The 13,508-nt window shown below is 69.0% G+C and carries 15 protein-coding genes; all 15 read left to right on the forward strand.

Annotated elements, in window-relative coordinates:
- Nucleotides 1–166 precede the first annotated feature (166 nt).
- The 15 genes from rpmE to OG710_RS21450 all read left to right on the forward strand — a co-directional run bounded on the left by rpmE (nucleotide 167) and on the right by OG710_RS21450 (nucleotide 13,376).
- Entirely contained in the window at nucleotides 167–391 is a 225-nt protein-coding gene (rpmE, locus tag OG710_RS21380; RefSeq protein ID WP_111338195.1) for a 50S ribosomal protein L31, read from the forward strand.
- A 148-nt stretch (nucleotides 392–539) separates the two neighbouring features.
- Nucleotides 540–1,616 (forward strand): peptide chain release factor 1, encoded by a 1,077-nt coding sequence (prfA, locus tag OG710_RS21385; protein ID WP_330240757.1) that lies wholly within the window; start codon nucleotides 540–542, stop codon nucleotides 1,614–1,616.
- 46 nt (nucleotides 1,617–1,662) lie between these two features.
- Entirely contained in the window at nucleotides 1,663–2,508 is an 846-nt protein-coding gene (gene prmC, locus OG710_RS21390; RefSeq protein ID WP_111338197.1) for a peptide chain release factor N(5)-glutamine methyltransferase, read from the forward strand.
- Between the two features lie 58 nt (nucleotides 2,509–2,566).
- Entirely contained in the window at nucleotides 2,567–3,214 is a 648-nt protein-coding gene (locus tag OG710_RS21395; RefSeq protein ID WP_330240758.1) for an L-threonylcarbamoyladenylate synthase, read from the forward strand.
- A complete protein-coding gene (locus OG710_RS21400; protein ID WP_239223286.1) occupies nucleotides 3,211–3,852 on the forward strand; it encodes an arsenate reductase/protein-tyrosine-phosphatase family protein in 642 nt (213 codons plus the stop codon). The genes OG710_RS21395 and OG710_RS21400 overlap by 4 nt, the downstream gene beginning before the upstream one ends.
- Before the next feature lie 116 nt (nucleotides 3,853–3,968).
- A complete protein-coding gene (locus tag OG710_RS21405) occupies nucleotides 3,969–5,381 on the forward strand; it encodes an MraY family glycosyltransferase (protein WP_330240759.1) in 1,413 nt (470 codons plus the stop codon).
- A 260-nt stretch (nucleotides 5,382–5,641) separates the two neighbouring features.
- Nucleotides 5,642–6,079: a hypothetical protein gene (locus OG710_RS21410; protein WP_330240760.1), complete on the forward strand. Its 438-nt coding sequence runs from the start codon at nucleotides 5,642–5,644 to the stop codon at nucleotides 6,077–6,079.
- Nucleotides 6,080–6,290: 211 nt separating this feature from the next.
- Complete coding sequence (gene atpB / locus OG710_RS21415; protein ID WP_330242311.1) at nucleotides 6,291–7,127, forward strand: F0F1 ATP synthase subunit A; 837 nt, start codon at nucleotides 6,291–6,293, stop codon at nucleotides 7,125–7,127.
- A gap of 72 nt (nucleotides 7,128–7,199) precedes the next feature.
- Nucleotides 7,200–7,424 (forward strand): F0F1 ATP synthase subunit C, encoded by a 225-nt coding sequence (locus OG710_RS21420; protein ID WP_111338203.1) that lies wholly within the window; start codon nucleotides 7,200–7,202, stop codon nucleotides 7,422–7,424.
- Nucleotides 7,425–7,464: 40 nt separating this feature from the next.
- Entirely contained in the window at nucleotides 7,465–8,010 is a 546-nt protein-coding gene (locus OG710_RS21425) for a F0F1 ATP synthase subunit B (protein WP_111338204.1), read from the forward strand.
- On the forward strand, nucleotides 8,007–8,822 hold the full coding sequence (locus OG710_RS21430; protein WP_111338205.1) for a F0F1 ATP synthase subunit delta: 816 nt from the start codon (nucleotides 8,007–8,009) through the stop codon (nucleotides 8,820–8,822). The genes OG710_RS21425 and OG710_RS21430 overlap by 4 nt, the downstream gene beginning before the upstream one ends.
- Before the next feature lie 138 nt (nucleotides 8,823–8,960).
- Nucleotides 8,961–10,532 (forward strand): F0F1 ATP synthase subunit alpha, encoded by a 1,572-nt coding sequence (gene atpA / locus OG710_RS21435; protein ID WP_330240761.1) that lies wholly within the window; start codon nucleotides 8,961–8,963, stop codon nucleotides 10,530–10,532.
- A 3-nt stretch (nucleotides 10,533–10,535) separates the two neighbouring features.
- On the forward strand, nucleotides 10,536–11,450 hold the full coding sequence (locus OG710_RS21440; protein WP_330240762.1) for a F0F1 ATP synthase subunit gamma: 915 nt from the start codon (nucleotides 10,536–10,538) through the stop codon (nucleotides 11,448–11,450).
- Nucleotides 11,450–12,892, forward strand: a complete 1,443-nt coding sequence (gene atpD / locus OG710_RS21445) for a F0F1 ATP synthase subunit beta (protein ID WP_330240763.1) — start codon at nucleotides 11,450–11,452, stop codon at nucleotides 12,890–12,892. The genes OG710_RS21440 and atpD overlap by 1 nt, the downstream gene beginning before the upstream one ends.
- Before the next feature lie 109 nt (nucleotides 12,893–13,001).
- Nucleotides 13,002–13,376, forward strand: coding sequence for a F0F1 ATP synthase subunit epsilon (locus tag OG710_RS21450; RefSeq protein ID WP_111338209.1), 375 nt, complete (start codon nucleotides 13,002–13,004; stop codon nucleotides 13,374–13,376).
- The last annotated feature ends 132 nt before the right edge of the window (nucleotides 13,377–13,508 follow it).

Consider the following 13,508-nt stretch of genomic DNA (forward strand, 5'->3'; position numbering starts at 1 on the left):
CACGCGTACCCCCGTACCCCCGCCCCGGCGGGCCGGGGAATAGCCGGGGGCCCACCCTCGTTTTGGGAGATACGGCCGGTCCTGGCAGACTGGTACGTCGGCCCCGGTTCACGGACGCGCAATCCGCGCGTGCGACCCGGTGCCCTCCCGAACCTAGGAGAAACCCTTGAAGCGCGACATCCACCCCCAGTACGTCGAGACGCAGGTCAGCTGCACCTGTGGCGCGTCGTTCACCACCCGCTCCACGCTGGACAGCGGCACCATCCGTGCCGAGGTCTGCTCCGAGTGCCACCCGTTCTACACGGGCAAGCAGAAGATCCTCGACACCGGTGGCCGTGTGGCCCGCTTCGAGGCCCGCTTCGGCAAGGGCGCCAAGGCCTCCGGCAAGTAGCGAGCCGTCCGCGCCGGTCCGCGACGCCCTCATCCGGGGGCGCCGTGGCCGGCGTTTTTTTCCGGTCCGGGACGGGGCCCGTATACCCCCGCCCCGGCAGGCAACCACCGGCCGGCAGGCACGACCAGCGAAGGAACCAGGAGCCGAGATGTTCGAGGCGGTCGAGGAACTGATCGGCGAGCACGCCGATCTCGAGAAGCAGCTCGCCGACCCCGCGGTCCACGCCGACCAGGGCAACGCGCGCAAGCTCAACAAGCGCTACGCCGAGCTGACCCCGATCATCGCCGCGTACCGCTCCTGGAAGCAGGCCGGTGACGACATCGAGACCGCCCGCGAGCTGGCCGCCGACGACCCCGACTTCGCCGCCGAGGTCAAGGAGCTGGAGCAGGAGCGCGAGGAACTCACCGAGAAGCTCCGCCTGCTCCTCGTCCCCCGCGACCCCAGCGACGACAAGGACGTGCTCCTGGAGATCAAGGCCGGAGCGGGCGGCGACGAGTCCGCGCTGTTCGCCGGCGATCTGCTGCGCATGTACCTGCGCTACGCCGAGCGCGTCGGCTGGAAGACCGAGATCATCGACTCCACCGAGTCCGAGCTGGGCGGCTACAAGGACGTCCAGGTCGCCGTGAAGACCAAGGGCGGCAACGGGGCCACCGAGCCCGGCCAGGGCGTCTGGGCCCGCCTCAAGTACGAGGGCGGGGTGCACCGCGTGCAGCGCGTGCCCTCCACCGAGTCCCAGGGCCGCATCCACACCTCCGCCGCCGGCGTCCTCGTCACGCCCGAGGCCGAGGAGGTCGACGTCGAGATCCACGCCAACGACCTGCGCATCGACGTCTACCGCTCGTCGGGCCCCGGCGGCCAGTCCGTCAACACCACCGACTCCGCCGTCCGCATCACCCACCTGCCGACCGGCGTCGTCGCTTCCTGCCAGAACGAGAAGAGCCAGCTCCAGAACAAGGAGCAGGCCATGCGCATCCTGCGCTCCCGGCTGCTCGCCGCCGCCCAGGAGGCCGCCGAGCAGGAGGCTTCGGACGTACGTCGCAGCCAGGTGCGTACGGTCGACCGGTCCGAGAAGATCCGGACGTACAACTTCCCGGAAAACCGGATCTCCGACCACCGCGTCGGCTTCAAGGCGTACAACTTGGACCAGGTGCTCGACGGAGACCTGGACGCGGTGATCCAGGCGTGCGTCGACGCCGACTCCGCGGCCAAGCTCGCCTCCGCCTGAGCCCCACCCGTCCCGCCCCGCTTGTGAACCCGTACGGAGAACCGCGATGAACCTGCTGCTCGCCGAGGTGGCCCAGGCCACCCAGCGGCTGGCCGACGCCGGTGTTCCCTCACCGAGATTCGATGCCGAGGAACTCGCCGCGTTCGTGCACGGCGTCAAGCGGGGCGAGCTGCACAACGTGCCGGACGCCGACTTCGACGCCCGCTACTGGGAGACCGTCGCCCGCCGCGAGGCCCGCGAACCCCTCCAGCACATCACCGGACGCGCCTTCTTCCGCTACCTGGAGCTCCAGGTCGGCCCCGGCGTGTTCGTGCCCCGCCCCGAGACCGAGTCCGTCGTCGGCTGGGCCATAGACGCCGTCCGCGCGATGGACGTCGTCGAGCCGCTCATCGTGGACCTGTGCACCGGCTCCGGCGCCATCGCCCTCGCCATGGCCCAGGAGGTGCCGCGCTCCCGCGTGCACGCCGTGGAGCTGTCCGAGGACGCCCTGAAGTGGACCCGGAGGAACGCCGAGGACTCGCGCGTCACCGTCCACCAGGGCGACGCCCTCACCGCCCTGCCCGAGCTGGACGGCCAGGTCGACCTGGTCATCTCCAACCCGCCGTACATCCCGCTCACCGAGTGGGAGTACGTGGCGCCCGAGGCACGCGACCACGACCCCGGCATGGCGCTGTTCTCCGGCGAGGACGGCCTCGACACGATCCGGGGCATCGAGCGCACCGCCCACCGCCTGCTGCGCCCCGGCGGCCTCGTCGTCGTCGAGCACGCCGACACCCAGGGCGGCCAGGTCCCCTGGATCTTCACCGAGGAGCGGGGCTGGGCCGACGCCGCCGACCACCCCGACCTCAACCGGCGCCCCCGGTTCGCCACGGCCCGCAAGGCGATGCCGTGACACGGGCCCCGCGCGCCCAGAACCCGCCCCACCCGTACACGCTTGAGGAGGCCGGCTGATGGCACGGCGATACGACTGCAACGACGCGACGGACCGTACGACGGGGCTGCGCGAAGCCGCGTCGGCCGTCCGCCGCGGCGAGCTCGTCGTGCTGCCCACCGACACCGTGTACGGGATCGGCGCGGACGCGTTCAGTTCGGATGCCGTCGGCGACCTGCTCGAAGCCAAGGGCCGGGGCCGCAACATGCCCTCGCCGGTCCTCATCGGCTCCCCGAATACCTTGCACGGCCTGGTCACCGACTTCTCCGAGCAGGCGTGGGAGCTGGTCGACGCCTTCTGGCCGGGCGCCCTGACGCTCGTCGCCAAGCACCAGCCCTCGCTCCAGTGGGACCTCGGGGACACCCGCGGCACGGTCGCCGTCCGGATGCCGCTGCACCCGGTCGCCATCGAACTGCTCACGGAGGTCGGCCCGATGGCCGTCTCCAGCGCCAACCTCACCGGCCACCCGGCGCCGGAGGACTGCGACGCCGCCCAGGAGATGCTCGGCGACTCCGTCTCGGTCTACCTCGACGGCGGCCCGACCCCCGGCATCGTGCCGTCCTCGATCGTCGACGTCACCGGCAAGGTGCCCGTCCTGCTGCGTGCCGGGGCCCTCTCGGCGGAGGAGCTGCGCAAGGTGGTACCCGACCTCGAGGTGGCCAATTGACCGCCCCCGAGGGGCGTGGCATAGCGGGGCGGTCCGACACTTTCCGCATCCTCCACGTCAGCACCGGCAACGTCTGCCGCTCGCCGATCACCGAGCGGCTGACCCGGCACGCCCTGGTGCACCGGCTGGGCGACCCGCTCCAGGGCGGGCTGATCGTGGAGAGCGCGGGCACCTGGGGCCACGAGGGCGCCCCGATGGAGGCCAACGCCGAGGTGGTGCTCGCCGACTTCGGGGCGGACGCCACCGGGTTCACCGGCCGTGAACTGCTCGACGAGCACGTCATCCGCGCCGACCTGGTGCTCACCGCGACGCGCGACCACCGCGCCCAGGTCATCTCCATGGGCCACTCGGCCGGCCTGCGCACCTTCACGCTGAAGGAGTTCACCCGGCTGGTCCGGGCGATAGACCCGGCGACCCTGCCCGACGCCCGCGAGGAGGGCGTCGTCGAGCGTGCCCGCGCCCTGGTCCGGGCCGCCGCCGCGCTGCGCGGCTGGCTGCTGGCCCCGACCGCCGAGGCCGACGAGGTCTACGACCCGTACGGGGCCCCGATCACGTTCTTCCGGTCCGTGGGCGACGAGATCAGCCAGGCCCTGGACCCGGTCGTCACCGCGCTGACCGGCGTCTCCGCGCCCCGCTGACGTCCGCCGTGCAACCATCGCGGCCGACTCCGTGTCCTCAACCATGGGACCGACGTAGTTAAGGTGTGGGCTGGGAGCGTGTCCGCCAACACACTCCGAGATGGCCGGCGACATTTGTGGGGCAGCCCGTGCGTGATTACTTGCTGACACTCTGCGTCACGGCCGCTGTGACCTATCTGCTCACCGGTCCGGTGCGCAAGTTCGCCATCGCGGTCGGGGCGATGCCCGCGATCCGCGCGCGCGACGTCCACCGGGAACCGACGCCGAGACTCGGCGGCATCGCCATGTTCGGCGGGCTGTGCGCGGGGCTGATCGTCGCGAGCCACCTGGCCAACCTGGACGGTGTCTTCGAGCTGTCCAGCGAGCCGCGGGCGCTGCTCTCCGGGGCGGCCCTGATCTGGCTGATCGGCGTCCTGGACGACAAGTTCGAGATCGACGCCCTGATCAAGCTCGGCGGGCAGATGCTGGCCGCCGCCGTCATGGTCCTCCAGGGCCTGACGATCCTGTGGCTGCCGATCCCCGGCGTCGGCACGGTCGCCCTCACCCCGTGGCAGGGCACGCTGCTCACCGTGGCGCTGGTCGTCATCACGATCAACGCGGTCAACTTCGTCGACGGTCTGGACGGCCTGGCGGCGGGCATGGTCCTCATCGCCGCCGCCGCGTTCTTCCTGTACACCTACCGGCTCTGGTACGGGCACACCATCGAGGCCGCCGCCCCGGCGACGCTCTTCGCGGCGATCCTGATGGGCATGTGCCTCGGCTTCCTGCCGCACAACATGCACCCGGCCCGGATCTTCATGGGGGACTCGGGCTCGATGCTGATCGGCCTGGTGCTGGCGGCCGGCGCGATCTCGGTGACCGGGCAGGTGGACCCGGACACCATGAAGATCTTCGAGGGCAGCGAGCGCCAGGCGACCCACGCGATGCTCCCGGTGTTCATCCCGCTGCTGCTGCCGCTGACCATCATCGCGATCCCGGCCGCCGACCTGGTGCTGGCGATCGTGCGGCGCACCTGGAACGGCCAGTCGCCGTTCGCGGCGGACCGGGGCCACCTGCATCACCGGCTGCTCAACATCGGCCACTCGCACAGCCGGTCGGTGCTGATCATGTACTTCTGGTCGGCGCTGATCGCCTTCGGCGCGGTGGGCTACTCGGTCCACTCGACGTCCCTGTGGATCGTCCTGGTCATCGTCGGGTTGAGCGCGCTGGGCCTGATCCTGCTCCTGATGCCCCGCTTCACCCCGCGCGCCCCGCGCTGGGCGGAGAGCTTCGTCCCGCCGCGCTACCGTCGCCGCCGGCGCCGGGGGGAGGATGCCACCGGAAACGGTGCCGTGGAGGGCCAACAGGGGCCCGTGGACGGCCAGATGGACCCGGCAGGACCCGACGGGCCGCGGGACGGCGGGAACGAGCCGGAGGGGGCTCCTGCGGCTCCGGTCGCCGCTGGGGTGTCGGGCGTCAACGGAGCGACGGCGATCAGCCATCGTTCGCGTATTTCCGAGCGCCGAGCGGCTGGTTCCACACGTCGCTGAACCGGTCGTGGACGGCCATTAGCAGACAAATCGAAAGAGTTCTGCGCTCACACGTGCTCGTTAGTCCTCACGTGTGACGGCAAGCACACTTTCTTGGTAAAGACCTCATCAAATAGTTTGTGATACCGTTCACGAAGCCCGGTGACGGAGCCGAAGAACCTGATGTAGCGCGGTTCATCGGCGAGAAACATCGACTCGAACCGGGCCTACGCTCGTCCATGACGACACTTTGCCCACCCCCTTGCAAGCGGAGCTGCCCCATGCCGTCCAGCGACGTCCGGACTCTCCTCCAATCCGCCGTACCCACCGCTGCCGCCGGCCTCGTTGCCGCCGCGGTCAGCGCTGGTGTCGCGGGCGGCAAGGGAGCCCTGGGCGCGATCGTCGGGACGGCCGTGGTCATCCTCTTCATGGGGATCGGCCTTGTGGTCCTGCAGCGGACCGCCAGGTCCTTGCCGCATCTGTTCCAGGCCATGGGGCTGATGCTGTACACGGCCCAACTGCTTCTGCTGTTCATCTTCGTCGCCGTATTCAAGAACACCTCGCTGTTCAACCCGAAGGCCTTCGCGATCACCCTGGTCGTGACGACCCTCGTCTGGATCGGCGCACAGGCACGTGCGCACATGAAGGCCAAGATCCTTTACGTGGAACCGGAGTCCGACAAGGGCGACAAGCCCGGAAACCCGGGGTCCGAAGCGTGAAGGGTAGGGGCGGAATAAGTGCGGGGTCCGGACCCTGCTATCGTCCGGTTCCAACTGCGGCACTGCGGGCGCGTGCATGTGAGCTGACGCCTGCTCGATCGCGAGGCTCACATGCCTGACTGCCGCTCACACATCCGAAACACCAGTCCAGTGCCGAACCGCGGCCGCACGCCGCGCCGACACAACGAGGTTGCCGTACCTATGCGCCACGCTGAAGGAGCCCGCGGTGAGTGCTGACCCGACACAGGTGCTCGCCTTCGAGACCGATTGCCACATCTTCGACGGTTGTGGTTTCCCGGCACCCGGCCTGCACTCGTTCCTGTTCGAGCCCATCTGGGGCGACGCGGACAGCAACTTGTACTTCAACAAGACCATGCTGCTGGCCCTGCTCGGCTCGATCATCATCGTGGGCTTCTTCTGGGCCGCCTTCCGTAAGCCGAAGTTGGTGCCCGGCAAGCTCCAGATGACGGCCGAGGCCGGTTACGACTTCATCCGCCGCGGCATCGTCTACGAGACGATGGGCAAGCGCGAGGGTGAGAAGTACGTTCCGCTCGTCGTCGCGTTGTTCTTCTTTGTCTGGATGATGAACCTCTGGTCGGTCATCCCGGTCGCCCAGTTCCCGGTGACGTCGATCATCGCGTACCCCGCGGTACTCGCGATCATCGTCTACCTCGTGTGGGTCAGCCTGACGTTCAAGCGCCACGGCTTCGTCGGAGCGTTCAAGAACTTCACCGGCTTCGACAAGTCGCTCGGTGCGGTGGCCTACCTCGCCGCCTTCATCGAGTTCTTCTCGAACCTCCTCGTGCGCCCCTTCACCCACGCGGTCCGACTGTTCGCGAACATGTTCGCCGGCCACACGCTGCTGCTGCTGTTCACGATCGCCAGCTGGTACCTGCTCAACGGCATCGGCATCGCGTACGCGGGCGTCTCGTTCGTCATGGTCATCGTGATGACCGCCTTCGAGCTCTTCATCCAGGCGGTCCAGGCGTACGTCTTCGTCCTCCTGACCTGCACCTACATCCAGGGCGCGCTCGCCGAGCACCACTGAGCAAGGCGCTCGCCCCCCCCAATCGTCCGGTGGCCAACCCCCACCGGTCCGTAAAGAGAAGGAAGAACTGGCATGTCCCAGACCCTTGCTGCTGTCACCGGTGACCTCGGCTCCGTCGGTTACGGCCTCTCCGCCATCGGTCCCGGCGTCGGTATCGGCATCATCTTCGGCAACGGCACCCAGGCGCTCGCCCGCCAGCCCGAGGCCGCCGGCCTCATCCGTGCCAACCAGATCCTCGGCTTCGCCTTCTGTGAGGCGCTCGCCCTCATCGGTCTGGTCATGCCCTTCGTCTACTAAGACGAGCTGCGACTAGTCCGTACCGACGAAAGGCACTGACGTGAACCCCCTGGTTCAGCTCGCGGCCGAGGAAGCGGAAAACCCGCTCATCCCGCCGATCCCTGAGCTCGTCATCGGCCTCATCGCTTTCCTCATCGTCTTCGGCTTCCTCGCCAAGAAGCTCCTCCCGAACATCAACAAGGTTCTGGAAGAGCGTCGCGAGGCCATCGAAGGCGGCATCGAGAAGGCCGATGCGGCCCAGACCGAGGCCCAGAGCGTCCTTGAGCAGTACAAGGCGCAGCTCGCCGAGGCCCGTCACGAAGCCGCTCGTCTGCGCCAGGAGGCGCAGGAGCAGGGCGCCGTGATCCTGCAGGAGATGCGCGCGGAGGGCCAGCGCCAGCGCGACGAGATCGTCGCCGCCGGCCACGCCCAGATCGAGGCCGACCGCAAGGCCGCCGCCGCCGCGCTGCGCCAGGACGTGGGCAAGCTCGCCACCGAACTGGCCGGCAAGCTCGTCGGCGAGTCCCTTGAGGACCACGCCCGGCAGAGCGGCACCGTCGACCGTTTCCTCGACGAGCTCGAGGCGAAGGCCGAGGCCGTCCGATGAACAGCGCGAGCCGCGAGGCACTGGCTGCCGCACGCGAGCGCCTCGACGCGCTGACCGACAGCACGTCGGTCGACGCGGCGAAGCTCGCCGAGGACCTGGCCGGCGTCACGGCGCTGCTGCACCGCGAGGTGTCGCTGCGCCGGGTCCTGACCGACCCGGCGCAGCCGGGCGAGGCCAGGGCCGAGCTGGCAGGCCGCCTGCTCGGCGGCCAGGTGGGCGGCGAAGCCGTCGATCTGGTCTCCGGCATGGTCCGCTCGCGCTGGTCGCAGTCGCGCGACCTGGTCGACTCGGTCGAGGAACTGGCGAACACCGCGGACCTCACCGCCGCCCAGCGCAACGGCGACCTGGACGACGTCGAGGACGAACTCTTCCGGTTCGGCCGCATCGTCGCCTCGGACACCGCTCTGCGTGCCGCGCTCAGCAGCCGGACCGCGACCCCCGCCGCCAAGGGCGAGCTGCTCCGCAGCCTGCTCGGTGGCAAGGCGCGGCCCACCACCGAGCGCGTCATCGTGCGGCTTGTCACCCAGCCGCGTGGACGTAGCCTGGAAGCGGGACTCGACTCGCTCTCCAAGCTCGCCGCGGAGCGCCGGGAGCGCATGGTCGCGATCGTCACCTCCGCGGTGCCGCTCACCGACCGGCAGAAGCAGCGCCTGGGCGCGGCCCTGGCGAAGATCTACGGCCGGCAGATGCACCTCAACCTCGACGTGGACCCCGAGGTCCTCGGCGGGATCGCGGTGCGGGTGGGCGACGAGGTCATCAACGGCACCATCGCGGAGCGCCTCGACGAGGCGACCCGTCGCATGGCCGGCTGACACGAGCGCAGCCCAACAGAGACAGGGCAAGACCAGCGGCCCGGTTGGGCCGTGCAGAAATTGCAGAAGATTCCTGGGGGTCGGCCCCCAGACCCCCTTAAGAAACTTCGGGCCCAACAAGGAGAGCAGGGAACCCAGATGGCGGAGCTCACGATCCGGCCGGAGGAGATCCGGGACGCGCTGGAGAACTTTGTCCAGTCGTACAAGCCGGACGCGGCCTCGCGCGAGGAGGTCGGTACGGTCAGCGTTGCCGGCGACGGCATCGCGAAGGTGGAGGGCCTGCCCTCCGCCATGGCGAACGAGCTGCTGAAGTTCGAGGACGGCACCCTCGGTCTCGCCCTCAACCTCGAGGAGCGCGAGATCGGTGCCATCGTCCTCGGCGAGTTCAGCGGCATCGAGGAGGGCCAGCCGGTGCAGCGCACCGGTGAGGTGCTCTCCGTCGGCGTCGGCGAGGGCTACCTCGGCCGCGTCGTCGACCCGCTCGGCAACCCGATCGACGGTCTCGGCGAGATCGCGACCGACAGCCGCCGCGCCCTCGAGCTGCAGGCCCCTGGCGTCATGGTCCGCAAGTCGGTGCACGAGCCGATGCAGACCGGCTACAAGGCCGTCGACGCCATGGTCCCGATCGGCCGCGGCCAGCGCCAGCTGATCATCGGCGACCGCCAGACCGGCAAGACCGCCCTGGCCGTCGACACGATCATCAACCAGCGCGACAACTGGCGCTCGGGCGACGTGAACAAGCAGGTGCGCTGCATCTACGTCGCCATCGGTCAGAAGGGCTCCACCATCGCCTCCGTGCGCGGTGCCCTCGAAGAGGCCGGCGCCCTGGAGTACACGACCATCGTCGCCGCCCCGGCGTCCGACCCGGCCGGCTTCAAGTACCTGGCGCCGTACACCGGCTCGGCCATCGGCCAGCACTGGATGTACCAGGGCAAGCACGTCCTGATCATCTTCGACGACCTCTCGAAGCAGGCCGACGCCTACCGCGCCGTGTCCCTGCTGCTGCGCCGCCCGCCGGGCCGTGAGGCGTACCCCGGTGACGTCTTCTACCTCCACTCGCGTCTGCTGGAGCGCTGCGCCAAGCTCTCCGACGACATGGGTGCCGGTTCGATGACGGGTCTCCCGATCGTCGAGACCAAGGCGAACGACGTGTCGGCGTTCATTCCGACCAACGTCATCTCCATCACCGACGGCCAGTGCTTCCTGGAGTCCGACCTGTTCAACGCCGGTCAGCGTCCGGCCCTGAACGTCGGTATCTCGGTCTCCCGCGTCGGTGGCTCCGCCCAGCACAAGGCGATGCGCCAGGTCTCCGGCCGCCTCCGTGTGGACCTCGCCCAGTACCGCGAGCTGGAGGCGTTCGCCGCCTTCGGTTCCGACCTGGACGCGGCCTCCAAGGCGTCGCTGGAGCGCGGTAAGCGCATGGTCGAGCTGCTGAAGCAGCCGCAGTACGCCCCGTTCCCGGTCGAGGAGCAGGTCGTCTCCGTCTGGGCCGGCACCAACGGCAAGATGGACGACGTCCCGGTCGAGGACATCCGCCGCTTCGAGACGGAGCTGCTGGAGTACCTGCGCCGCGAGCGCAAGGACCTCCTCACCAGCATCCGCGAGGGCGCCAAGATGTCCGACGACACGCTGCAGGCGATCGCCGACGCAGTCGCCGCGTTCAAGCAGCAGTTCGAGACCTCGGACGGCAAGCTCCTGGGCGAGGGCTGATCGATGGGCGCTCAGCTTCGCGTTTACAAGCGCCGCATCCGCTCCGTCACCGCCACGAAGAAGATCACCAAGGCGATGGAGATGATCGCCGCCTCGCGCATCGTCAAGGCGCAGCGCCAGGTGGCGGCGTCGACGCCGTACGCCACCGAGCTCACCCGCGCGGTGACCGCGGTGGCGACCGGCTCCGCCACCAAGCACCCGCTGACCACCGAGGCCGAGACCCCGGCACGGGCCGCGATCCTGCTCATCACGAGCGACCGCGGTCTGGCCGGCGGTTACTCCTCCAACGCCATCAAGGCCGCGGAGAAGCTGACCCAGCGGCTGCGCGGTGAGGGCAAGGAGGTCGACACGTACGTGATCGGCCGCAAGGGCGTCGCCTACTACGGGTTCCGGGAGCGCAAGCTCGCCGACTCGTGGACCGGCTTCACCGACAGCCCCACGTACGCGGATGCCAAGCGGGCGGCCGCTCCGCTGATCGAGGCGGTCAGCAAGGAGACGGCCGAGGGCGGCGTCGACGAGCTGCACATCGTCTTCACGGAGTTCGTGTCGATGATGACGCAGAACCCGGTCGAGGACCGGATGCTGCCGCTCAGTCTCGGTGCCACGGAGAAGAAGGACGGCCAGGGCGAGATCCTGCCGCTCTTCGACTTCGAGCCGTCTGCGGAGGACGTCCTCGACGCCCTGCTTCCGCGGTACGTCGAGAGCCGCATCTACAACGCGCTGCTGCAGGCCGCTGCTTCCGAGCACGCCGCCCGCCGCCGCGCGATGAAGTCGGCCACCGACAACGCCGGTGAGCTCATCAAGACGCTCTCCCGGCTCGCCAACGCGGCCCGCCAGGCCGAAATCACCCAGGAAATCAGCGAGATCGTCGGTGGTGCCAGCGCGCTGGCCGACGCGACCGCGGGGAGTGACAAGTAATGACGACGACAGTTGAGACGGCCGTTGCCACGGGCCGCGTCGCCCGGGTCATCGGCCCGGTCGTCGACGTGGAGTTCCCCGTCGACGCGATGCCGGACATCTACAACGCGCTGACCGTCGAGGTGGCCGACCCGGCCGAGGACGGCAAGCTCAAGACCCTGACGCTCGAGGTCGCCCAGCACCTCGGCGACGGCGTGATCCGCGCGATCTCGATGCAGCCCACCGACGGCCTGGTCCGCCAGGCCCCGGTGACCGACACGGGCACGGGCATCACCGTCCCGGTCGGTGACATCACCAAGGGCAAGGTCTTCAACACCCTCGGCGAGATCCTGAACAAGCCCGAGGCCGAGGCCGAGGTCACCGAGCGCTGGTCCATCCACCGCAAGGCGCCCAACTTCGACCAGCTCGAGTCCAAGACCGAGATGTTCGAGACCGGCGTCAAGGTCATCGACCTCCTCACCCCGTACGTCAAGGGTGGAAAGATCGGTCTGTTCGGTGGTGCCGGTGTCGGCAAGACCGTGCTGATCCAGGAGATGATCTACCGCGTCGCCAACAACCACGACGGTGTGTCGGTGTTCGCGGGCGTCGGTGAGCGTACCCGTGAGGGCAACGACCTCATCGAGGAGATGGCCGAGTCCGGCGTCATCGACAAGACGGCGCTCGTCTTCGGTCAGATGGACGAGCCGCCGGGGACCCGTCTCCGCGTCGCCCTGGCCGGTCTGACCATGGCGGAGTACTTCCGCGATGTGCAGAAGCAGGACGTGCTCTTCTTCATCGACAACATCTTCCGGTACACCCAGGCCGGCTCCGAGGTGTCCACCCTGCTCGGCCGTATGCCGTCCGCGGTGGGTTACCAGCCGAACCTGGCCGACGAGATGGGTCTGCTGCAGGAGCGCATCACGTCGACCCGCGGTCACTCGATCACCTCGATGCAGGCGATCTACGTCCCCGCGGACGACCTGACCGACCCGGCGCCGGCGACCACCTTCGCCCACCTCGACGCGACGACGGTTCTCTCCCGTCCGATCTCCGAGAAGGGCATCTACCCGGCCGTGGACCCGCTGGACTCGACGTCCCGCATCCTCGACCCGCGGTACATCTCCGCGGACCACTACGGCACGGCCATGCGTGTCAAGGGGATTCTCCAGAAGTACAAGGATCTCCAGGACATCATCGCGATCCTCGGTATCGACGAGCTGGGCGAGGAGGACAAGCTCGTCGTCCACCGTGCCCGTCGCGTCGAGCGCTTCCTGTCGCAGAACACCCACGTCGCCAAGCAGTTCACCGGCGTGGACGGTTCGGACGTGTCGCTCGACGAGTCGATCGCCGCGTTCAACGCCATCTGCGACGGTGAGTACGACCACTTCCCCGAGCAGGCGTTCTTCCTGTGCGGTGGCATCGAGGACCTGAAGGCCAACGCCAAGGAGCTCGGCGTCTCCTGAGCCCCGGCTCACCGAGGGGGACGGGTGCTGTCCCGTCCCCCTCACCACGCCCCGTAGAATTGACCCAACACCCGGCACGACCGCCGGGTGGTGACCCGAGGAGCCACCCTTGGCTGCTGAGCTGCACGTCGAGCTGGTCGCCGCGGACCGCAGTGTCTGGTCCGGCGAGGCCACCCTTGTCGTCGCGCGCACCACGTCCGGCGACATCGGCGTCATGCCCGGTCACCAGCCGCTTCTGGGTGTGCTGGAATCGGGCCCGGTGACGATCCGTACGAGCGACGGCGCGACCGTCGTCGCCGCGGTGCACGGCGGTTTCCTCTCGTTCGCCGACGACAAGCTCTCGCTTCTCGCGGAGATCGCGGAGCTGGCCGACGAGATCGATGTCGAGCGCGCGGAGCGTGCGCTCGAACGTGCGAAGTCGGACACGGACGCCGCTTCCGAGCGGCGCGCCGAAGTACGACTGCGTGCGGTGGCCGCACACTAGCCACCCCGCGACATGGCTTTACCCTCAGCCGCGGCCCGTGCCGGAGACGCCTCCGGACCGTGTCGCGGCTGAGGCGATGCAGGTGCAGGTGAAGTTCCGGACGGTATCCGTTTACTCGACGACGCGAGGAGG

This window comes from Streptomyces sp. NBC_00525 (assembly GCF_036346595.1).
Taxonomy (GTDB): domain Bacteria; phylum Actinomycetota; class Actinomycetes; order Streptomycetales; family Streptomycetaceae; genus Streptomyces.